Here is a 20,947-nt window from a genome sequence, read left to right as displayed (position 1 = left end):
ACAAGCCCCGCGAAGCGGTCCGCATCCTTGCCAGTTGGGGAAGATCTCGGGACTTCCCCACGTGGCGAGGCTGCGGGCCACTTCTCATTTTTCCGCCCCGCCGCGCAGCCCGGGCGTGTTCGGGGGGACCCCCTCGAAAGGACGATCTCCTGATGTCACGCGTAAGCATTCTCTGCCGCCTGAGCGCCACCGCGCTCGTGTCGGCCGGCCTGGTCGCGACCGGCGCCCTCACCTCGGCGTCGCAGGCCCAGGTCCCACGTGAGGACCAGCAGTGCTTCTCCCCGGCCACGGTGGTCGACCCACACGAAGAGCACGGCAGCTCGGCCGCGCGCGGCGGCTTCGGCCCCGACCACCGCGAGATCTCGGCGCAGGAACAGCGGGCCATCGAGGTGCGCACCCAGAAGAAGCTGGAGGCGCAGGGCCAGTCGCCGGCCGACGCCAGCGCGTCCTTCGTCGGAGCTGACGTCCCCGTGTACGTCCACGTCATGCGTTCCAAGACCGGCGCCGGCGACGTCACCGACACCCAGATCGCCGACCAGATCGCCGTCCTCAACGCGACCTTCGGGGGACAGGAGTCCTCCACCGCCGCGGTCACCGGGCTGACCTTCACGCTCGCCGGGGTCGACCGCTTCAACAACGACCAGTGGCACAAGGACCGCCAGTCGACGACCTACCGTGCCGCCACGCGCCAGGGCGGCGCCAACGCGCTCAACATCTGGCTGGTGGACTTCAGCTACCTCGGCATCGCCACGTTCCCCTGGGACTACGCCCGCAACCCCAGCATCGACGGCATCCGGGTGAACTACACCTCCCTGCCCGGCGGCTCAGCCACCAACTACGACCTCGGCGAGACCGCCACCCACGAGGCCGGCCACTGGTTGGGGCTCTACCACACGTTCCAGGGCGGGTGCACGAGCACCAACGACGAGGTGAGCGACACCCCGGCCCAGAGCAGCGCCTCGAGCGGCTGTCCCGAGGGCCGCGACTCGTGCTCGCTGCCGGGAACGGACCCGATCCACAACTACATGGACTACAGCTACGACTCCTGCTACACCGAGTTCAGCCTCGGACAGAGTGACCGGATGGCGCAGATGTGGGCCGCCTACCGCGCCTGACGCGGTTCAGCCAGCGAGTTCGGGGGCCCCGGGGAACGTCTCGGGGCTCCCGTTCAGCATGATCCGGGCCTGCGCCGCCTCGCTGAGCGCCGAGATCGCCCAGGCGCGGTCGGTGCCGGCGGTGTTGGCCACCAGCGCTGCGTAGACGCCCGCACACCGTTCCTCGGTCCGCAGTGCTTGACGGCGTACGGCGCCGGGGGCCCCCAGCTGTGAGGGGATCTCGTAGGTCGCGGCGGCAGCCGCCGGCGTGGCACCGCGATCGGCGAGGAGGAGCCGGAGCTGGTCGCGACGCGCGCGGTGGGTGCGGTAGAGCGTCGTGATGGTCGAGAACAGGTCGGGCTCGGCGGACTGCGAGGTGTGGGCCCCGGCGTCGCCGTACACGAAGATCGCGGCGTGCTCGGCGGCGAGCGTCGCCTGCAGGGCCTCGATGGTGCTCATGCGGGGTCCCCGCGGCGTTGTTCGGGGGAGCGAAGCGGAGTAGAAGAACGTCGTGGGGTGTTCATGCGACGACTCGCTGGATCACGGCGGCGGACATGCTCGCCAGGGCGCGGGCGAGGTCGCCACTGGCGGCCTTCCCGGCTGCGTCGGCGAGGGTCGCGGAGAGTGCTGACTCCACCGCGGTGACCTGGTCGCGGGCCAGCTCGGGCGTGGGGGCCGGCGACTCGGCCTCGACGGCTTCCGGCTCGGTGCCGTCGTCGAGCACCGCCAGGTGGGCGGCGTGCATGCGCAGCAGTGACCCGGTCTCGGCTCGCAGCGGTCGGTGCTGGGCTCGCACGGCCTCGAGCAGGGCGACGGTGAGCAGGATCTCGGTGCGCGCCGAGGTGACGACCTCGGCATCCGGAGGTGCTTCGGTGGTCGGCGCGTCGGAGGGTTCTGCGCTCGGCGGGTCGAGCTCGCACGACGCCAGGGCCAGCGGCGCGGAGAGGGCCAGCGCGAGCGCCGTACGCCGTGAGGTGTGGGCACGCGGGATGGACACGACGGTGACCCTAACCGCTGGCGTGCGGTGTCGGCGCAACGCGTCGGAGCGGCTATCGTGGCGGCAACAACAGCACAAGGAGGTCGCACGCGTGAGCAGCGCCAAACAGGACGCCACCCGGGATCGCATCGAAGCCGAGATCACCGACCCCCTCAGTGCCATGGGCCTCGACGTCGAGGCCGTGGAGCTGACCCCAGCCGGCAAGCGCCGCGTGCTGCGCGTCGCCGTCGACCAGGACGGCGGAGTCACGCTCGACGACGTCGCCGACGCCACCCGTGAGATCGACCGGGTGCTCGAGGAGTCCGACGTGATGGGCGAGCTGCCCTACACGCTCGAGGTCACCTCGCGAGGCGTCGACCGCCCGCTGACCCTGCCGCGCCACTGGCGCCGCAACGAGGACCGCCTCGTCAAGATCACCCTCGTCGAGGACGGTGAGGTCACCGGCCGCATCGTCGCCTCGAGCGAGGAGTCGACGACTCTCGACGTCGACGGGGACACCCGCGAGGTGCCCTACGCCGACATCGCCAAGGCGCTGGTGCAGATCGAGTTCAACCGCAAGAAGAAGATCGACAGCGAGGACGCCTGATGGACATCGACCTGAGCATCTTGAGGATGCTGGAACGCGAGAAGGAGATCTCCTTCGACGTGCTCGTCGACGCGATCGAGCAGGCCATGCTCACGGCCTACCACAAGTCGCCGGGGTCCAGTGAGCACGCGCGCGTCGAGCTGGACCGCAAGTCCGGTCACGTCCGGGTCATGGCCCGCGACGTCGACGAGGACGGCACCTCGAGCGAGGAGTACGAGGACACCCCCGCCGACTTCGGCCGCATCGCCGCCACCACGGCCAAGCAGATCATGCTGCAGCGGCTGCGCGACGCCGAGGACGACATCCGGTTCGGCGAGTTCGCCGGCAAGGAGGGCGACATCGTCTCCGGGATCATCCAGCAGGGACGCAACCCCGACGACGTGATGGTCGACCTCGGCAAGCTCGAGGCGATCCTCCCGATGGGGGAGCGGGTGCCGGGCGAGGAGTACAAGCACGGCGAGCGGATCAAGTGCCTGGTGATCTCCGTCCGCAAGGGCATGCGCGGGCCGCAGATCACGCTCTCGCGCAGCCACCCGACGTTGGTCAAGAAGCTGTTCGCCCTCGAGGTCCCGGAGATCGCCGACGGCACCGTCCAGATCGCCGCGATCGCGCGCGAGGCCGGTCACCGCAGCAAGATCGCGGTCTTCACCAAGGTCCAGGGCGTCAACCCCAAGGGCGCCTGCATCGGCCCGATGGGGCAGCGGGTGCGCAACGTCATGGCCGAGCTGCACGGCGAGAAGATCGACATCGTCGACTGGTCCGAGGACCCGGCCGAGCTCGTCGCCCACGCGTTGTCGCCGGCGCGGGTCCGCTCGGTCGAGATCATCGACCTGGCCGCCCGCTCGTGCCGTGTCGTCGTGCCCGACTTCCAGCTGTCGCTGGCGATCGGCAAGGAGGGCCAGAACGCCCGTCTCGCCGCCCGCCTGACCGGCTGGCGCATCGACATCCGCTCCGACGACGCCCCGAACCCCGCCGACTCGGAGTCCGACTCAGAGTAGGAACCGGCTGATCGCCTGCCAGTAGGCGTCGTGGTCGGCCAGCGAGACGTGGTCGTCCTCGGCGAAGTCGACCACCTCGGTGGTCGCCGGCAGGCGGGCGATCAGCCGGTCCGTCCGCGCGGGCAGCACGAGGTCGTCGCGCCCCGACCGCAGCACCAGGGTCGGGGCGGTGACGCGGTCGGCGTGCCGGACCGAGTCGAAGTGCTCAGCGAGCAGCCACTGGACGGGCAGCCGGTCGCGCACGACCCCCGGCAGGGGGAGCGGCAGCAGCGACCGGATGACGGCGACGAGGCTGTCGAACGGCGTCACGAGGACGAGCCGGTCGACGTCGCGGGCCGCCGCGACCTGGACGGCGACGCCCGACCCGAGGCTGCGCCCGAGCACGGCGACCTTGTCGTGGCGCGTGCACAGGTCGTCGTACACAGCCAACGCGTCAGCGACGATCGCGCGCTCGGAGGGCTCGCCGGTGCTGGCGCCGTAGCCGCGGTAGGCGACGAGGTAGGTCGCCCGGTGCGGCACGTGCTCGCGGAACCGGTCGCCCCAGCGGGTGACGTGCTCGGCGTTGCCGCCGAGGTAGAGCAGGGCGTCGGGTCGTTCGTCGTGCACGACACGGCCGCGCAGGACGGCGCCGGGACGCTCCAGGACGTAGGTCGTGACGTTGGCGCCGTGCCGCGTGCCGGCCGCCTGGAAGACCTGGCTGCGGGTGAAACGGTCGAGGCGCGTGGGGCGGCGAAGCCGTGAGGGTGGGCGTGGCACGTGTCAGACCCTGCCCGCCGCAGGTGAACGATCGGGGCCATTCGGGTTTTCGACCCTCCACGCGATAGAGTCACCGATGGTGGATTCCTTGACCGAACGCGCTGCTCCCGTGCCCATCCGCACGTGTGTCGGCTGTCGGGCGAGGGCCGCCAAGAGCGAGTTGCTACGAGTCGTCGTCGGCTCGGACGCCCAGGGCCAGCCGGCCGTGTGCCCCGATCCACGCGGCGCGGCACCAGGTCGTGGGGCGCACCTGCATCCCACACGTGCGTGTTATGACCTCGCGGTTCGCCGGCGGGCGTTCTCCCGGGCCTTGCGGCTCCGGGTCGGGCTCGCCAGCACACCGGTCGAGGACCACCTCGACTCGCTCGAACCAAGCAATTGACCAGGCAACACCGACAAGAAGCTGGAGCACGCAGCTCATGAGCACTCGATGAGTACTTTCCGATGAGTTTGCACCACCACTAGCGTCTCCGTTTGCCCTCCTTCTGGGTTGACGGAACCAGAAGGAGCGTAGTTTTCACGTGGCCAAGACCCGAGTCCACGAACTCGCAAAAGAGTTCGGTGTCGAGAGCAAGTTCGTTCTCGAGAAGCTCAAGGAGATGGGTGAGTTCGTCAAGTCGGCATCGTCGACCGTCGAGCCTCCCGTCGAGATGCGTTTCAAGAAGCAGTACGGCGAGGAGCTGAAGTCCGCAGCGGCTTCCGCCCCCGCCGCCGAGGGAGCGTCCGCGGACGCCGCCCCCGCCAAGCCGGTCGCAGGTCGACCCGGCCCCAAGCCCGGCCCGAAGCCGGCAGCCAAGCCCGTCATCGAGGAAGCTCCCGTCGCGGAGCCCGCCCCGGTCGCCGAGCCCGTCGTCGAGACCCCGGCCCCCGTGGCCCCCGAGCCCGCTGCTCCGGCCGAGCCCGAGGCCCCGGCCGCCGAGGCTCCCAAGCCGGCGACTCCCGCCCCGCGTCCGGGTGCCCGTCCGGGCGCTCCGCGTCCGGGCAACAACCCGTTCGCGCCCAGCCAGGGCATGGGTCGCCGTCCGGCACCCGCGCCGAGCGCCGAGCCCGCCGCAGGCGCACCCGCCGCTCCCGGCGACCAGCGTCCGCCGCGTCCGCCGGCTGCCCGTGAGGGTGGCGTTCCGGCTCGTCCCGGCATGCCTCGCCCCAACCCGGCGATGATGCCCAAGTCTCCTGCTGCCTTCGGTGGCGGCCCCGGCGGTCGCCCCAGCGCGCCCGGTCGCGGTGGCCCCGGTGGCGCACCCGGTCGCGGTGGCCCCGGTGGCGCACCCGGTCGCGGTGGCCCCGGTGGCGCACCCGGTCGCGGTGCTCCCGGTGGCGCACCCGGTGGCGCTCCCGGCCGTCCCGGTGGCTTCGGCCCCTCGGGTGGCGGTCGTCCCGGCGGTGGCCAGCGTCCCGGCCAGCGTGGCCAGACCCAGGGTGCCTTCGGGCGCGCTGGCGGCCCGTCGCGTCGAGGTCGCAAGTCCAAGCGCGCCCGTCGTATGGAATTCGAGGCCATGGAGGCCCCGACGATCGGTGGCGTGCGCGTCCGCAAGGGCAACGGCGAGACCGTTCGCCTCGCGCGTGGCGCTTCGCTGACCGACTTCGCCGAGAAGATCAATGTCGACGCAGCTGCCCTGGTGCAGATGCTCTTCTCGCTCGGCGAGATGGTCACCGCGACCCAGTCCGTCGGTGACGAGACCTTCGAGCTGATCGGCGAGGAGCTCAACTACGTCGTCCAGATCGTCTCCCCGGAGGACGAGGACCGCGAGCTGCTCGAGACCTTCGACATCGAGTTCGGTGCCGACGAGGGCGACGAGTCCGATCTCGCCATCCGTCCGCCGGTCGTGACCGTCATGGGTCACGTCGACCACGGTAAGACCCGCCTCCTCGACGCGTTGCGTGACGCAAACGTCGGCGACAAGGAGGCCGGTGGCATCACCCAGCACATCGGTGCCTACCAGGTCCACACCGTCGTCGACGGCAACGAACGCCTCATCACCTTCATCGACACCCCCGGTCACGAGGCGTTCACCGCCATGCGTGCTCGTGGTGCCCAGGCGACCGACATCGCGATCCTCGTGGTGGCGGCCGACGACGGCGTCATGCCGCAGACGGTCGAGGCGCTCAACCACGCCAAGGCCGCCGGCGTGCCGGTCGTGGTCGCGGTCAACAAGATCGACAAGCCCGACGCCGACCCGACCAAGGTCCGTGGACAGCTGACCGAGTACGGCCTCATCCCCGAGGAGTACGGCGGCGACGCGATGTTCGTCGACGTCTCGGCCAAGGCCGGGCTCAACCTCGACAAGCTGCTCGAGGCTGTCGTGCTCACCGCGGACGCCTCGCTCGACCTGCGGGCCAACCCCGACCAGGACGCCCAGGGCCTCGTGGTCGAGGCACACCTCGACCGCGGTCGCGGTCCGGTGGCGACGGTCCTCGTCCAGCGCGGAACCCTCCGCGTCGGCGACTCGATCGTGGCCGGTCCGGCTCACGGTCGTGTCCGGGCCATGCTCGACGAGCACGGCAACGAGATCACCGAGGCTGACCCGTCTCGTCCCGCGATGGTGCTCGGTCTCTCGGCAGTGCCGGGTGCCGGTCAGAACTTCATCGTCGTCGAGGACGACCGGATGGCTCGCCAGATCGCTGAGAAGCGTGAGGCGCGCGAGCGTGCGGCCATGCAGGCCAAGCGTCGTGTCCGTCGCAGCCTCGAGGACTTCATGGCCTCCATGGAGAAGGGCGAGAGCCAGGAGCTCAACCTCATCCTCAAGGGCGACGTGTCCGGTTCTGTCGAGGCGTTGGAAGACGCTCTCGCCAAGATCGACGTGGGCGACGAGGTGTCGCTGCGCGTCATCGACCGTGGTGTCGGTGCGATCACCGAGACCAACGTCGACCTGGCGGCCGCGTCCGACGCGATCATCATCGGCTTCAACGTCCGCCCGCAGGGCAAGGCGAGCCAGATGGCCGACAAGGAAGGTGTCGAGATTCGTTACTACTCGGTCATCTACCAGGCCATCGAGGAGATCGAGGCGGCCCTCAAGGGCATGCTCAAGCCGGTCTACGAGGAGTCGACCCTGGGGCAGGCGGAGATCCGCGAGATCTTCCGCTCGTCCAAGGCCGGCAACATCGCGGGCTGCATGGTCATCGGTGGCCTCATCCGCCGCAACGCCAAGGTGCGCATCCTGCGCGACGGCGCCGTCGTGGCCGACAACGTCGACCTCGCCTCGCTCCGCCGCGAGAAGGACGACGCGTCCGAGGTCCGGGAAGGGTTCGAGTGCGGCATCGTGCTCAAGAACTTCCAGGACATCAAGATCGGCGACATCGTCGAGTCCTTCGAGATGCGCGAGATCGCGCGTTCCTGATCGATCCGGTGCAGGAGTCCCCGCTTCGGCGGGGACTCCTGCACCGTTCGGCCGTTGCAACCCCCTACCAGTGCAAGAGTCCCCGGGTAAGCGGGGACTCCTGCACAGGGCAGTTTGAGAGAGTGAACCCATGAGCAACCCTCGCGTCCGCAAGATCGCCGACCGCATCCAGGTCATCGTCGCCGAGATGTTGGAGCGCCGGATCAAGGACCCGCGCCTCGGCTTCGTCACGATCACCGACGTCCGGGTCACCGGCGACAGCCAGCAGGCCACGATCTTCTACACCGTCCTCGGTGCCGACGAGGACCTCGCCAGCACCGGCGCCGCGCTCGAGTCGGCCAAGGGAGTGATCCGCTCCGAGGTCGCCAAGCAGCTCGGGATGCGCATCGTCCCGTCGCTCACCTTCATCCCCGACGCCCTCCCCGACAGCGCCCGCGCGCTGGAGGAGGTGCTCGCCCGGGCCAAGGCCAAGGACGAGGAGGTCGCCGCGCTGCGCGTGGAGACCTACGCCGGCGAGGAAGACCCGTACAAGAAGCCCCGCGAGATCCACGACGAGGACGACGAGGACGAGGACGACCTCGAGGACCTCCGCGCCGCTGACGAGGACGAGCTCGAAGACTGATGGGTGACACTGCCGGCCTTGTCATCGTCGACAAGGCCGCGGGGATGACGTCGCACGACGTCGTCGCCCGCGTACGTCGACTGGCCGGCACCCGCAAGGTCGGGCACGCCGGCACGCTGGACCCGATGGCGACCGGCGTGCTGGTCCTCGGGCTCAACCGCGCCACGCGGTTGCTCGGTCACCTGATGCTGACCGAGAAGGCCTACGACGCCACCATCCTGCTCGGCACCTCGACGACCACCGACGACGCGGAGGGTGAGGTCACCGCGACCGCGCCCACCGACGGCGTCACCGAGGACGCGATCCGCGCCGCGCTCGCCTCGTTCGTCGGCGAGATCGACCAGGTCCCGACGGCCGTCAGCGCGATCAAGGTCGACGGCAAGCGCGCCTACCAGCGCGTGCGCGACGGGGAGGAGGTCGAGCTCAAGGCCCGCCGCGTCACCGTGCACGAGCTCACCGTCACGGCCGTCCGCGGTCCCGAGGTCGACATCTCGGTGCGCTGCTCCAGCGGCACCTACATCCGCGCGATCGCCCGCGATGTCGGCGCGGCGCTCGGGGTCGGCGGACACCTCACTGCCTTGCGGCGTACGGCGGTGGGGCGCTTCGACCTCGCACAGGCACGCAGCCTCGAGCAGCTCGGCGACGAGCTCACCGTCGTCCCGATCGCCGACGCGGCGCGCGCGACCTTCCCCGGGGTCGACCTCGACGAGCAGCAGGCCCTCGACGTACGCGTCGGACGCCGCTTGTCGCTGGCGCTTCCGGGTGCGGGGGAGCATGCGCTGTTCGCGCCCGACGGCGAGTTCCTCGCCCTCTACGAGCCGACCGACGACGGGGCTCGCCCGGTCGCAGTCTTCGTCGGCTGATCCGTCGGTAGGCTGCGCCCGTGCAGATCTGGTCCTCCTTCGACGACGTGCCCGTCGACCTCGGCCCGACCGTCGTCACGATCGGCAACTTCGACGGCGTCCACCTCGGGCACCAGCACGTGCTGCAGCAGGCGCGTGCCACCGCCGTGGAGCTCGCCGTGCCGAAGGTCGTGGTCGTCACCTTCGACCCACACCCGATCGCGGTGCTGCGTCCCGAGCACGCGCCGCCGACGCTGACCGACATCGAGACCCGCATGCGGCTGCTCGAGGCGGCCGGTGTCGACGCAGTCCTGGTGGTGCCCTTCGACCGGGACATCGCGTGCTGGACGCCGGAGGAGTTCATCGACCGCGTGCTGGTGGACGCGCTGCAGGCGCGCGGTGTCGTGGTCGGCGCCAACTTCCGCTTCGGCAACCGGGCCGCCGGCGACGTCGCCCTGCTGCGCACCGCGGGGGAGACCCGTGGGTTCGTGGTCGAGGGCGTCGCGCTCGACGGCGGCCCGCAGGTGTGGAGCTCGACCTACATCCGCAACTGCCTGGCGGCCGGTGACGTGGCCGGCGCGGCCGAGGCGCTCGGTCGCCCCTTCACCGTCCGCGGCGTGGTGGTCCAGGGTGACCAGCGCGGCCGCGAGCTCGGCTTCCCGACCGCCAACGTGCCGACGCCGGTCGAGGGCGCTGCGCCCGCCGACGGCGTCTACGCCGGCCGGCTCACCCGCCTCGACACCGGCGAGAGCTTCCCCGCAGCGATCTCGGTGGGCACCAACCCCACCTTCGACGGCGAGCGCGAGCGCCGCGTCGAGTCCTACGTCCTGGACCGCGACGACCTCGAGCTCTACGGCGTCGAGGTCGAGGTGGCCTTCCTCGAACGGCTGCGCGGCATGGTCAAGTTCGAGGGCATCGACGCACTGGTGGAGACCATGCACGGCGACGTACGCCGCGCTCGCGAGATCCTGGCGTGACCCAGCCGGGGACCCGGGCCGAGGCGGAGGCATGGTTCCTGGCCCACGGCCTGCCCTACTTCGTCGACGACCTGCGTGAGCACGTACGTCGCAGGCTGGCCACCGGCCGGCTGCTGGTCGTCGTCGTGGTCGGCATGCTGATCGCCGTCCCGGCAGGGATCGGCGCCGGGTGGTGGACGGGTCAGGTCTCCGCCGGCATCTCTGTGGGCGCCACGGTGCTGCTGCTGGTGGCAGCGCTGTATGCGGGCCGGGCGCTGCAGGTGCGGCGGATCGCCACGTGGGCGCTGCGCCACACCTTCGCGAGCCTCGAGCTGCTGTTCCCGCTGGCCACGCGAGCGCTGCCGATGCTGCTGCTGTTCGTGACGTTCCTCTTCATCAACACCGAGGTGTGGATGGTCGCCTCCGCGCTGGACGGCGGGACCCTGTGGGGTGCCGTGCTCCTGTTCGCCGCGATGGCGCTCGGCTTCCTCGTCGTGCGGCTGATCGAGGAGGTCGACCGGCTCGATGACCAGGTCGGCCGGGCCGAGCTCGGTGACGAGGCCGACGTGGTCGGCCTGCAGCGCGCCAACCTGGTGCTGGTGCTGCTGATCACCCAGGCCTTCCAGGTGCTGCTGCTGGCGCTGGCCGTGTTCGCGTTCTTCATCGTCTTCGGCGCGGTCGCCATGGACGAGGGAGTCCTCGAGAAGTGGATCGAAGGGCCGCTGACCTACCCGTGGGGCATCCGGCCGATCAGCCTCGAGCTGGTGCAGGTCTCGGTGTTCCTCGCGGCCTTCAGCGGGCTCTACTTCGCGGTCTTCGCGGTCACCGACGAGACCTACCGGCGCGAGTTCTTCGCCGACGTGCTCGGCGAGCTCGAGCAGGCGTTGCGCGTCCGGGTGGGCTACCTCCGCCGGACGTAGACCCACCCGTCGCCGTACGGCGCTCGTGACCCGATGAACTTCCACCCGAGCGAGTGGAAGTTCATCGAGGGTCGAGCGTGGCCAGCACGGTCACGGCCTGTATTTCCACTCGAGCGAGTGGAAATACAGGGGGGACCTCAGGCGTCGAGGTCCTGCTCGACCAGCGCCGCGATCTTGTCGACGGCGGCCTGGTCGTCGCCGGCCACCTCGACGGTGTCGCCGTTGCCGGCGCCGAGGGTCATGATCATCAGCGACGAGCTGGCGTCGACTCCGTTGATGGTCACGTCGGAGCCGAGGTCACCAGCGGCTTCGGCGATGATCGCGGCGGGACGGGCGTGCAGGCCGACGGCCGAACCGACGACGACAGACTTGCTGGGCATGGGTGCTCCTTGCGGTTGGTTGGGCGAAATCAGAGGGAGACGGCGTCGGCGGTCCGGCCGAGGCTCTTGGCCACGACGACCAGGGCGGCCGCGACCAAGGTGCCGGCGACCAGGGCGATCAGGAAGCCCACGATCCCGTCCACGGCGAAGAGCACGAAGATGCCTCCGTGCGGTGCGCGCAGGCTGACGTCCATGCCCATCGCGACCGCGCCGGTGACGGCACTGCCGGCCATGATCGAGGGGATGACGCGCAGCGGGTCCGCTGCGGCGAAGGGGATCGCGCCCTCGGTGATGAAGGACGCTCCCATCGCCCAGGCAGCCTTGCCGTTCTCGCGCTCCGGGATAGTGAAGAGGCCGGGACGCACCACCGTGGCGAGCGCGAGGGCCAGCGGCGGGACCATACCGGCCAGCATGACGGCGGCCATGACCTTGAGCTCGGGGGCGTCAGTCGCAGTGGCGGCGGCGCCCAGCCCGGTCGTTGCGAAGGCGTAGGCGGTCTTGTTGAGCGGCCCACCCATGTCGAAGGCCATCATCAGGCCGAGGATGACGCCCAGCACGATCGCCGAGCCTCCCTGGAGGCTGTTGAGGCCGTCGCTCAGGGCCTCCATGAGGGCGGCCAGCGGCTTGCCCAGGATCACCAGCATCACGAAGCCCGAGATGAGCGTGGCCAGGAGCGGGATCACCAGCACCGGCATCAGGCCCCGCATCCAGGTCGGCACCTTCCACTTGGTGATCCAGAGGGCGACCATGCCGGCGAGGACGCCGCCGACGATGCCGCCGAGGAACCCGGAGCTGATGGTGTTGGCGATGGCCCCCATCACGAAGCCGGGGGCGATGCCAGGCCGGTCGGCGATGGCGTAGGCGATGTAGCCGGAGAGCGCCGGGACCAGGAAGCCGAATGCGGCGGCCCCGAGGGTGAAGAGCAGCGCGCCGATGTAGGCGAAGAACGCACTGTCGAACAGGGCGTTGTCGAGGCCGAGCTCGTCGAGGTCGGGCAGGTTGAAGAAGGTGTTGTCGACCGCGATGGCCTGTCCGTCGCCGGTGATGTCGTAGCCGCCGAAGAGGAAGCCGAGCGCGATCAGCAGGCCACCGGCCGCGACGAACGGGATCATGTAGGAGACACCGGTCATCAGCACGCGACGGGTCTTGGCGCCGAAGGACTCCGTGCCGCCGGACGTGGCGCCGGCCTCGGAGACGGAACCCTCGACCCGGGGTGCAGCGGGGTCGTCGGCGTAGCGCAGCGCCTCGGCGATCATCGCGTCGGCGTCGTCGATCGGGCGCTTCACGCCCGAGGACACCATCGGCTTGCCGGCGAAGCGGCCGCGGTCGCGGACGCCCACGTCGACCGCGAAGATCACTGCAGCGGCATTGGCGATCGTCTCGGGCGACAGCGGCGTCGAGCCGGCCGACCCCTGGGTCTCGACGGCGATCTCGACGCCGGCCTTCTCGGCGGCTGCCTCGAGGGCCTCGGCGGCCATGTAGGTGTGGGCGATGCCGGTCGGGCAGGCGGTGACCGCGACCAGGGACCTCGGTCCGTCGCTGGGTGCGGCAACGGGAGTGGGCGCTGCGGCGGCGGGAGCTGCGGCGGGCTCGTCCAGGGCCTGGCTGATCAGCTCGACGACCTCCTCGGCCGACTCGGCGGCGCGCAGGGAGTCGGTGAACGCCGGCTTGACCAGCGAGCGGGCCAGCTTGGTGAGGAGCTGGAGGTGAGTGGCGTCGCCGCCGGCCGGGGCGGCGATCAGGAACGCGAGATCGGCCGGGCCGTCCTTGGCCCCGAAGTGCACGGGCGGGTCGAGCCGCGCGAAGGCCAGCGTCGGCTCGGAGACGCCGGTGGTGCGGCAGTGCGGGATCGCGATGCCGCCGGGCAGACCGGTGCTCGAGGTCTCCTCGCGGGCGAACGCGTCGGCGACCAGCTGCTCGGGGTCGTCGGCGCGTCCGGCCTCGCCGACGGCGGCAGCGAGGCCACGGATGACGTCGGCCTTCTCGGCGCCCCAGGTGGCATCGAGCCGGACCAGCTGGGTGGTGATGAGGTCGGTCATGCGCTGCCTCCCAGGACAGTGACGGTGACGAGGTCGGTGCGGAGGTGCGCCGGCTCGGGGATGGTGGTGCCGGGCAGGGCGGCAGCGGCGCTGCCGTAGGCCACGGCGAGGGCCAGGCGGTCGGGCGCGGGCAGTCCGCGCAGGTCGCCCAGCAGGTAGCCGAAGAGGCTGGAGTCGCCCGCGCCGACGGTGCTGACGACCGTCGTCGGAGGGGGAGTGGCGTGCCAGGCGCCTTCGGCGGTGACGAGTACGGCGCCGTTGCCTCCGAGCGTCGCCAGCACCGTGCGGACGCCGCGGTCGACCAGGGTGCGCGCGGCAGTCGCCGCCTTCTCGGGGTCGTGCTCGAGGTCGTCGGCGTCGCCACCGGCGAAGGAGGCGAGCTCGGCGCCGTTGGGCTTCATCAGGTCGGGCGCCGAACCGGGGAGGGCATCGACGAGCGCGCGGAGCGGGGCGTCGCTGGTGTCGACCGCGACCCGGGCGCCGATCGCACGCAGGCGGCGTACGAGCTCGGCATAGAAACCCGCAGGAGCACCCGCGGGCAGGGAGCCCGCCAGCACCGTCCAGCTCGCGCCGGGTGCGCGTGCGAGCAGGGTGGCTGCCATCGCCTCGAGGTGATCGGCACCGACCGTGGCGCCGGGGGAGTTGAGCTTGGTGGTGGTGCCGTCGGGCTCGGTGATCGTCACGTTGACCCGCACCTCGCCAGCCGGCCGGACGGGACGGCAGTCGATGCCGGCGGAGAGCAGCTCCATCACGAACGGGTCGTCCTTGGCCGCCGGCAGCACGGCGAGGGTCGGCTCGCCCGCGCTGACGGACGCCCGCGAGATGTTGACGCCCTTGCCGCCGGCCTGCGAGGTCACCGAGACCACGCGCTGCACCTGGCCGCGGACGAGCTCACCGCCCAGCGTGATCGTGCGGTCGATGCTGGGGTTGGGAGTGAGGGTGAGGATCACGCGATCACCACCTCGACGTCGGCCGCGGCGAGTGCTGAGACGTCGGCGTCGGAGATCCCCGAGTCGGTGATCAGCACGTCGATCTCGTCGAGCGCGGCGAAGCGGATCGAGGACTCGACGCCCAGCTTGGTCGAGTCGGCCAGCACGATCGTACGGCGACCGGCGGCCGCGATGGCGCGCTTGGTCGCGGCCTCGTCGCGGTCGGGAGTGGTCAGGCCGTGCGTCGTGCTGAGCCCGTTGGTGGCGAGGAAGGAGACATCGGCGCGGATGTCGGACAGCGCCGCCACCGTGTCGGCGCCGACGGCCGCGTGGGTGGTCGGGCGGACCCTCCCTGGCAGCAGGAAGAGGTCGATCTGGGGCAGGCCGGCGAGCCGCGCGGCGACCGGCACCGCGTGCGTGACGACCGTCAGGCGGTGATCGCGGGGGAGCAGCGCGGCGAAGCGGGCCGTGGTCGAGCCGGCGTCGATGACGATCATCGAGCCGGTCGGTGGCAGCAGGGCGACGGCCGCGGCCGCGATCGCGTCCTTGGCCTCGGTGTTGGCCTGGTCGCGCTCGGAGATGCCGGACTCGATGACGGCCAGCGCGCTGGCGGGTACGGCGCCGCCGTGCACGCGCCGGATCAGGCCCATCCGCTCGAGCGCCGACAGGTCGCGGCGGACCGTCTCGGTGGTGACGGACAGGTCCGCGGCGAGCTCGGCCACCGACACGCGACCGTGCTGGTTGATCAGCTGGGCCATCGCCTGCTGTCGTTCCTCTGCGTACACCTTGGAGTCCTTGGGGTCGGGAAGACTGTGGCGCCGGTCACGTGAATCTGTGTATGTGTTGTTTTATAGCCGAACCTGTTGAGTGTCAAGTCTGGGTGGCTTACGGTGTGTCCATGACCACCGCGACCCCGGCCTCCACCCCGGCATCGGCACCGTCCACTGGTTTGCGCGGCACCCCGGTCGTTCCCGGCGTCGCGGCGGGGCCCGCCCTGGTGGTGCGTGGCGAGGTGTCGCCCGAGGCGGTGGCCCGCTTCGGGGACGGGGGCTTCGCCGACGCCGACGCGGCCCTGGCGGCCTACGACGACGCGGTCGCGGCGGTCGCCGACACCTTCGCCCGCAAGGCCGCACAGGCGACGGGACCCGCCGCCGAGGTCCTGACCGCGAGCGCCGGCCTGGCGCGCGACAAGGGCCTGCGCGGTGCTGTGTCCAAGAACCTCGCCGCCGGCACCCCACTGGTGGCCTCGGTGGATGCCGCCGTCGAGCAGTTCGTCTCCATCTTCACCAACATGGGCGGCCTGATGGCCGAGCGCGTCACCGACCTCGAGGACATCGAGCGCCGCGTCGTCGCCCACCTCGTCGGCGAGCCGGAGCCCGGGGTGCCCACCCCCGACGAACCCTCGATCCTCATCGCCGAGGACCTCGCGCCCAGCGACACCTCCGGCCTCGACCCCGCGCTGATCAGCGCGCTGGTCACCGAGCGCGGCGGTGCCACGAGCCACACCGCGATCATCGCCCGCCAGCTCGGCATCCCCTGCGTGGTCGGCGTCGCCGGCATCACCGCCGTCGAGGCCGGCACGTTTCTCGTCGTCGACGGCGAGACGGGCACTGTCGAGACCGGCGCCGACCCCGCCGACGCTGCGACCCGGGTCGCAGCTAGTCGCGAGGCCCGCGCGGCGCTGGCCGCCTGGACGGGACCGGCCGAGACGTCCGACGGCACCCCGGTCAAGCTGCTCGCCAACGTGGCCGACGGGCCCAGCGCCGTACACGCCAGTGCGGAGCCGGTGCAGGGCGTCGGTCTCTTCCGCACCGAGCTGTGCTTCCTCAACGCGACGCAGGAGCCCACCGCCGAGGAGCAGGGCGAGATCTACAGCCAGGTGCTCGGCGCCTTCGGCGAGGGGCAGTACGTCGTGGTCCGCACGCTCGACGCGGGGTCGGACAAGCCCATCGCGTTCGCGACGACTCCCGGGGAGGAGAACCCCGCCCTCGGGGTGCGCGGACTGCGGCTGTCGTTCGGCAACCCCGGGCTGATGGACCGCCAGCTCGACGGGATCAAGCTCGCCGTGGAGACGACCGGCACCGACACGTGGGTGATGGCGCCGATGGTGGCGACCGTGGCGGAGGCGGCCGAGTTCGCCGACAAGGTGCGCGCCCGCGGGCTCAAGCCCGGCGTGATGGTGGAGATCCCGAGCGCCGCGCTGCTCGCGCACCGGATGCTCGAGGTCGTCGACTTCCTGTCGATCGGCACCAACGACCTCACGCAGTACACGATGGCCGCCGACCGGATGGCCACCGACCTGGCGCACCTGACCGACCCGTGGCAGCCGGCGGTGCTGCAGCTGATCGCCATCACCGCCGAGGCGGGCAAGCAGGCCGGCAAGCCGGTGGGCGTCTGCGGCGAGGCCGCCGCCGACCCGATGCTCGCCTGCGCGCTCGTCGGCATGGGGATCACGTCCCTGTCGATGGCCGCCCGCGCCGTACGCCCCGTCGGCGCCCAGCTCTCGCGCGTCTCGATGGACACCTGCGAGGCCGCCGCGGAAGCGGCCCTCGGCGCGAGCGACCCGCTGGCCGCGCGCGACGCCGTGCGCGCGCTGCTCGGCCACTGAGAACCCCCACCACCTCACAACGGAGGAAGCATGACGTCAGCGTACGACCGCTACCGCGCGGCCGATCTCGACCTGCCCGAGCAGAGCTGGACCTGGTTCCTGCACGGCGCGGGCGAGGACAACATGGGCAAGGACTCTGCGCCCGAGCTGGCCCCGATCCCGTCACCTGATGCCGACCACATGCTGGTGCGCATCGACAGCGTGGGGCTCTGCTTCTCCGACGTGAAGATCATGCGCCAGGGCGGCAGCCACCCGAAGCTCTACGACCGCGACCTCTCCCAGGACCCCACCCGGCTCGGGCACGAGGTGAGCCTGACGGTGATCGAGGTGGGGGAGAACCTCCAGGACCGCTACCACGCCGGTCAGCGGCTGGCCGTACAGCCGGACATCTACCAGGACGGCAGGAGCACGGCCTACGGCTACACCATCCCGGGCGGGCTCACGCAGTACCACCTCATGGGTGCGGAGATGCTCGAGACCGACGACGGCGCCTGCCTCCTGCCGCTTCCCGACACGATGGGCTACGCCGAGGGCTCCACGCTGGAGCCGTGGGGCTGCGTGATGGCCGCCTACACCCAGCGTCGCCGCCTGGAGCCCAGGGCCGGCGGGACGATGTGGGTCATCGGTCGGCCCGGTGACGAGCGCGTGTACGAGTTCTCGGCCGGGCTCGACGCGCCGGCGACCATCGTGCTGACCGACGTACCCGCCTCGGTGGTCGAGATGGTCGAGCGCACCTCTGCCGCCACGGTGGTGCGCGACGGCATCACCACCGACGACTACCAGGCGTTGGTGGACGAGCTGACCGACGGCGCCGGCTTCGACGACATCGTCGTGCTCGATCCTCGATCGGCAACCACGGTGGGCGCCGTGGCCACGCACATCGCCCGGCGCGGCACCCTCAACCTGGTGGGCGAGACCGCCCTCGACGGCCTGGTGGACACCGACGTGGGCCGTCTGCACTACGACTACACCGCCTACATCGGCGATCGAGGTCCGGACATCGCCGCCTCCTACGGGGAGGCGCGCAACCGCTGCGACCTGCGCTCGCAGGGCACGACCGTCTTCGTGGGCGCCGGCGGTCCGATGGGGCTGATGCACGTCCAGAGGGCCATCCAGCAGCCTGGCGGACCCCGGAAGATCGTGGCCACGGAGGTGAGCGACGAGCGGCTGAAGGCCCTCGAGGACCGTCTGGGCCACCTGGCGCATAAAAACGACTGCGAGCTGATCACCTTCAACTCCCAGACCGCCGACCAGTCGCTCCGCGACTTCGTCATGGGACTCACCGACAACCGGGGTGCCGACGACGTCGTGGTCAGTGTCCCCATCTCCGAGGTGATGGCGGAGGCAGACACATTGATGAACGCCGACGGCATGCTGGTCTTCTTCGCCGGTGTCCCCAACGGCACGCTGGCGCCCCTGAACCTGAGCGCCGTCTACCTGGACAACGCCCAGTACACCGGGACGTCAGGGCTGACCATCCACGACCAGCAGCAGGTGGTGGACCTCGCCAACCAGGGTGACCTCTCCCCGGGATCCATCGTGGGCGCAGTCGGCGGCATGCGCGCGGCCAAGGACGGCCTCCAGGCACTGGTCGACGGTCGCTATTCAGGAAAGGTCCTGATCTTCCCCCAGATCCACGACCTCCCCCTCGTGGGGCTCGACGAGCTGAAGGACACGTTGCCGGACGTCGCCGCGAAGCTCGGAGCCGGCGACACCTGGAACGACGAGGCAGAGCGGGCGCTCTTCGATAGCCAGCTGAACGTCTAGCGGCGCGAACGGGGGTAAAGCCACACCCGATCACCCAGAAAGTCGGCCCGTTTGCTTGGCAACGTGCCCGAATGGGAGTTTGCTGACTCTCAGATGTGACTGAGGTCACCCCGATCTGGAGGAAGCGATGTCCACTCAAACTGCCGCCCGCGGCGGCGCCCGGGTCCACGTGCAGAAGTTCGGCACGTTCTTGTCCAACATGGTCATGCCCAACATCGGCGCGTTCATCGCGTGGGGCCTGATCACCGCCCTGTTCATCGAGGTGGGCTGGCTGCCCGAGCTCGGCATCGGTGACTCCGCCGACAGCTGGGTCGCCAAGATCGGCGGCTGGGGCGACTTCGCCGAGGGCGGGATCGTCGGCCCGATGATCACCTACCTGCTGCCGATCCTGATCGGCTACACCGGCGGCAAGATGCTCTACGACACCCGCGGTGGTGTGGTCGGTGCGATCGCCACGATGGGCGTCATCGCCGGCACCGAGATCCCGATGTTCATGGGCGCGATGATCATGGGCCCGCTCGGCGGCTGGACCATGCAGAAGGTCGACTCCCTGTGGGACGGCAAGATCAAGCCCGGCTTCGAGATGCTGGTCAACAACTTCTCCGCCGGCATCTGGGGCATGCTGCTGGCGGTCTTCGGCTTCTTCGGCATGAGCCCGGTCGTGACCTGGATCGCCGACCGGCTCGGGGAGGGTGTCGACTTCCTCGTCAACAACGACCTGCTGCCCCTGACGTCGGTCATCATCGAGCCGGCGAAGGTGCTCTTCCTCAACAACGCCATCAACCACGGCGTGCTGACGCCCCTCGGCACCAACGAGGCGGTCGAGGCAGGCAAGTCGGTGCTCTTCCTGCTCGAGGCCAACCCCGGCCCCGGACTCGGGTTGCTGCTGGCATACACCGTCTTCGGCAAGGGCATGGCCAAGGCCTCCGCGCCCGGCGCCGCGATCATCCACTTCTTCGGCGGCATCCACGAGATCTACTTCCCCTACGTGCTGATGAAGCCCAAGCTCATCCTCGCCACCATCGCGGGCGGCATGACGGGTGTCTTCATCAACGTGCTCTTCGACGTCGGCCTGCGCGCGCCGGCCGCGCCCGGCTCCGTGTTCGCCGTCTACGCGCAGACCGCCAGCGGCAGCTTCTTCGGCGTGACGCTCTCCATGCTCGGCGCTGCCACCGTCTCCTTCCTGGTCGCCGGGTTCCTGCTCAAGACCGACCGTTCGGACGACGAGGGCGACCTGTCGGCGGCCACCGCCGACATGGAGGCCATGAAGGGCAAGAAGTCCTCGGTGTCCTCCCTGCTCACGAGCGGCGCCGCTGCGAGCGGCCCGATCGGCACCATCGTCTTCGCCTGCGACGCCGGCATGGGCTCGTCGGCCATGGGCGCGTCGGTGCTGCGCAAGAAGATCCAGGCAGCGGGGTACGGCGACGTGTCGGTCACCAACCAGTCGATCGCCAACCTCGCCGACACCTACGACGTCGTCGTGACCCACCAGGACCTCACCGACCGGGCGCGTCAGCGCACGGGGACGGCCGTCCACGTCTCGGTCGACAACTTCATGGGAAGTCCGCGCTACGACGAGATCGTCGAGCTGGTGCGGCAGCGGAACGGTGGTGCCGCCGGCGCCACGTCAGGTGAGGTGGCCGACGACGGTGTCGACTCCGACGTGCTGCGTGACGACGCGATCGTGCTCGACGGCACTGCCGCCTCGCGCGACGAGGCGATCACCGAGGCCGGGCAGCTGCTCGTGGCGAGCGGTGCGGTCGAGCCCGCCTACGTCGATGCGATGCACGAGCGGGAGAAGTCGGTGTCGACCCACATGGGCAACCTGCTGGCCATCCCGCACGGCACCAACGAGGCCAAGGGCGCCATCCGCCGTACGGCGATCTCGTTCGTCCGCTATCCCGGCGGCATCGACTGGAACGGCAAGCCCGCCGAGTTCGTGGTCGGCATCGCCGGGGCGGGCAACGACCACCTCGCGCTGCTGCAGAAGCTGGCCGGCGTCTTCGTCGATGCCGAGCAGGTCGAACGGCTGCGCCGGGCGACGTCCGCCGCCGAAGTCCGCGAAGTCCTCGGCGGAGTGAAGGTCTGACCCGTCAAGAAGGAGCACCACACACG

Annotated in this window: 19 protein-coding genes; 12 read left to right on the top strand and 7 right to left on the bottom strand. The window is 70.6% G+C overall.

Annotated features, from left to right (window positions below; translation table 11 throughout):
• The first annotated feature begins 152 nt into the window (after positions 1-152).
• Positions 153-1,115 carry a zinc metalloprotease gene (locus C9J87_RS04865; protein ID WP_036491031.1) on the top strand — a complete coding sequence of 321 codons (963 nt, stop codon included), beginning with the start codon at positions 153-155 and terminating at the stop codon, positions 1,113-1,115.
• A gap of 6 nt (positions 1,116-1,121) precedes the next feature.
• Here the strand turns inward: C9J87_RS04865 and C9J87_RS04860 are convergent, their stop codons facing one another.
• Both C9J87_RS04860 and C9J87_RS04855 read right to left on the bottom strand, forming a co-directional pair.
• Complete coding sequence (locus C9J87_RS04860) at positions 1,122-1,553, bottom strand: ferritin-like domain-containing protein (RefSeq protein WP_010833667.1); 432 nt, start codon at positions 1,551-1,553, stop codon at positions 1,122-1,124.
• A gap of 61 nt (positions 1,554-1,614) precedes the next feature.
• Positions 1,615-2,091 carry a hypothetical protein gene (locus C9J87_RS04855; RefSeq protein WP_010833666.1) on the bottom strand — a complete coding sequence of 159 codons (477 nt, stop codon included), beginning with the start codon at positions 2,089-2,091 and terminating at the stop codon, positions 1,615-1,617.
• Between the two features lie 91 nt (positions 2,092-2,182).
• On the opposite strand from C9J87_RS04855, the gene rimP reads away from it, so the two are divergent.
• On the top strand, positions 2,183-2,677 hold the full coding sequence (gene rimP / locus C9J87_RS04850) for a ribosome maturation factor RimP (protein WP_010833665.1): 495 nt from the start codon (positions 2,183-2,185) through the stop codon (positions 2,675-2,677).
• A complete protein-coding gene (nusA, locus tag C9J87_RS04845; RefSeq protein WP_010833664.1) occupies positions 2,677-3,675 on the top strand; it encodes a transcription termination factor NusA in 999 nt (332 codons plus the stop codon). The genes rimP and nusA overlap by 1 nt, the downstream gene beginning before the upstream one ends.
• On the opposite strand, the gene C9J87_RS19600 is transcribed toward nusA, so the two are convergent.
• On the bottom strand, positions 3,667-4,431 hold the full coding sequence (locus C9J87_RS19600) for an alpha/beta hydrolase (RefSeq protein ID WP_010833663.1): 765 nt from the start codon (positions 4,429-4,431) through the stop codon (positions 3,667-3,669). The genes nusA and C9J87_RS19600 overlap by 9 nt on opposite strands.
• 76 nt (positions 4,432-4,507) lie before the next feature.
• On the opposite strand from C9J87_RS19600, the gene C9J87_RS04825 reads away from it, so the two are divergent.
• The 6 genes from C9J87_RS04825 to C9J87_RS04800 all read left to right on the top strand — a co-directional run bounded on the left by C9J87_RS04825 (position 4,508) and on the right by C9J87_RS04800 (position 11,109).
• Complete coding sequence (locus C9J87_RS04825) at positions 4,508-4,813, top strand: YlxR family protein (RefSeq protein ID WP_084622877.1); 306 nt, start codon at positions 4,508-4,510, stop codon at positions 4,811-4,813.
• Between the two features lie 139 nt (positions 4,814-4,952).
• Positions 4,953-7,769 carry a translation initiation factor IF-2 gene (infB, locus tag C9J87_RS04820; protein WP_107704867.1) on the top strand — a complete coding sequence of 939 codons (2,817 nt, stop codon included), beginning with the start codon at positions 4,953-4,955 and terminating at the stop codon, positions 7,767-7,769.
• A 130-nt stretch (positions 7,770-7,899) separates the two neighbouring features.
• Positions 7,900-8,391 carry a 30S ribosome-binding factor RbfA gene (gene rbfA, locus C9J87_RS04815; protein ID WP_010833660.1) on the top strand — a complete coding sequence of 164 codons (492 nt, stop codon included), beginning with the start codon at positions 7,900-7,902 and terminating at the stop codon, positions 8,389-8,391.
• Entirely contained in the window at positions 8,391-9,254 is an 864-nt protein-coding gene (truB, locus tag C9J87_RS04810) for a tRNA pseudouridine(55) synthase TruB (RefSeq protein WP_010833659.1), read from the top strand. The genes rbfA and truB overlap by 1 nt, the downstream gene beginning before the upstream one ends.
• 20 nt (positions 9,255-9,274) lie before the next feature.
• Positions 9,275-10,210 (top strand): bifunctional riboflavin kinase/FAD synthetase, encoded by a 936-nt coding sequence (locus tag C9J87_RS04805; protein WP_107704866.1) that lies wholly within the window; start codon positions 9,275-9,277, stop codon positions 10,208-10,210.
• Positions 10,207-11,109, top strand: coding sequence for a hypothetical protein (locus C9J87_RS04800; protein ID WP_107704865.1), 903 nt, complete (start codon positions 10,207-10,209; stop codon positions 11,107-11,109). The genes C9J87_RS04805 and C9J87_RS04800 overlap by 4 nt, the downstream gene beginning before the upstream one ends.
• A gap of 137 nt (positions 11,110-11,246) precedes the next feature.
• On the opposite strand, the gene C9J87_RS04795 is transcribed toward C9J87_RS04800, so the two are convergent.
• From C9J87_RS04795 to C9J87_RS04780, 4 genes are read right to left on the bottom strand one after another with little or no spacing between them, the layout of a single operon-like run.
• Positions 11,247-11,489: an HPr family phosphocarrier protein gene (locus C9J87_RS04795; RefSeq protein WP_010833654.1), complete on the bottom strand. Its 243-nt coding sequence runs from the start codon at positions 11,487-11,489 to the stop codon at positions 11,247-11,249.
• A gap of 29 nt (positions 11,490-11,518) precedes the next feature.
• The gene (locus C9J87_RS04790) at positions 11,519-13,528 is read right to left on the bottom strand and encodes a PTS fructose transporter subunit IIABC (RefSeq protein WP_107704864.1); all 2,010 of its coding nucleotides are present in this window, start codon (positions 13,526-13,528) and stop codon (positions 11,519-11,521) included.
• The gene (locus tag C9J87_RS04785; protein WP_107704863.1) at positions 13,525-14,478 is read right to left on the bottom strand and encodes a 1-phosphofructokinase family hexose kinase; all 954 of its coding nucleotides are present in this window, start codon (positions 14,476-14,478) and stop codon (positions 13,525-13,527) included. The genes C9J87_RS04790 and C9J87_RS04785 overlap by 4 nt, the downstream gene beginning before the upstream one ends.
• A complete protein-coding gene (locus C9J87_RS04780; RefSeq protein WP_107704862.1) occupies positions 14,475-15,242 on the bottom strand; it encodes a DeoR/GlpR family DNA-binding transcription regulator in 768 nt (255 codons plus the stop codon). Before C9J87_RS04780 ends, C9J87_RS04785 begins: the two co-directional genes overlap by 4 nt.
• Before the next feature lie 113 nt (positions 15,243-15,355).
• Here C9J87_RS04780 and ptsP point away from each other — a divergent pair, with 113 nt between their 5' ends.
• The 3 genes from ptsP to C9J87_RS04765 all read left to right on the top strand — a co-directional run bounded on the left by ptsP (position 15,356) and on the right by C9J87_RS04765 (position 20,921).
• Entirely contained in the window at positions 15,356-17,065 is a 1,710-nt protein-coding gene (gene ptsP, locus C9J87_RS04775) for a phosphoenolpyruvate--protein phosphotransferase (protein WP_107704861.1), read from the top strand.
• 30 nt (positions 17,066-17,095) lie between these two features.
• Complete coding sequence (locus C9J87_RS04770; RefSeq protein ID WP_010833649.1) at positions 17,096-18,832, top strand: alcohol dehydrogenase catalytic domain-containing protein; 1,737 nt, start codon at positions 17,096-17,098, stop codon at positions 18,830-18,832.
• 127 nt (positions 18,833-18,959) lie between these two features.
• The gene (locus C9J87_RS04765; protein WP_107704860.1) at positions 18,960-20,921 is read left to right on the top strand and encodes a PTS mannitol transporter subunit IICBA; all 1,962 of its coding nucleotides are present in this window, start codon (positions 18,960-18,962) and stop codon (positions 20,919-20,921) included.
• Positions 20,922-20,947 lie beyond the last annotated feature (26 nt).

The sequence above is a fragment of the Nocardioides allogilvus genome, from assembly GCF_003047285.1.
GTDB lineage: Bacteria > Actinomycetota > Actinomycetes > Propionibacteriales > Nocardioidaceae > Nocardioides > Nocardioides allogilvus.
Note: the sequence above shows the minus strand (reverse complement) of the source record. Positions and strands in the feature narration are given on the sequence as shown.

Coding starts and splice junctions, on each gene's coding strand:
- C9J87_RS04865 (WP_036491031.1), top strand. CDS start 153: ATGTCACGCGTAAGCATTCTCTGCCGCCTGAGCGCCACCGCGCTCGTG.
- C9J87_RS04860 (WP_010833667.1), bottom strand. CDS start 1,553: ATGAGCACCATCGAGGCCCTGCAGGCGACGCTCGCCGCCGAGCACGCC.
- nusA (WP_010833664.1), top strand. CDS start 2,677: ATGGACATCGACCTGAGCATCTTGAGGATGCTGGAACGCGAGAAGGAG.
- C9J87_RS04825 (WP_084622877.1), top strand. CDS start 4,508: ATGGTGGATTCCTTGACCGAACGCGCTGCTCCCGTGCCCATCCGCACG.
- rbfA (WP_010833660.1), top strand. CDS start 7,900: ATGAGCAACCCTCGCGTCCGCAAGATCGCCGACCGCATCCAGGTCATC.
- truB (WP_010833659.1), top strand. CDS start 8,391: ATGGGTGACACTGCCGGCCTTGTCATCGTCGACAAGGCCGCGGGGATG.
- C9J87_RS04795 (WP_010833654.1), bottom strand. CDS start 11,489: ATGCCCAGCAAGTCTGTCGTCGTCGGTTCGGCCGTCGGCCTGCACGCC.
- C9J87_RS04790 (WP_107704864.1), bottom strand. CDS start 13,528: ATGACCGACCTCATCACCACCCAGCTGGTCCGGCTCGATGCCACCTGG.
- ptsP (WP_107704861.1), top strand. CDS start 15,356: ATGACCACCGCGACCCCGGCCTCCACCCCGGCATCGGCACCGTCCACT.
- C9J87_RS04770 (WP_010833649.1), top strand. CDS start 17,096: ATGACGTCAGCGTACGACCGCTACCGCGCGGCCGATCTCGACCTGCCC.
- C9J87_RS04765 (WP_107704860.1), top strand. CDS start 18,960: ATGTCCACTCAAACTGCCGCCCGCGGCGGCGCCCGGGTCCACGTGCAG.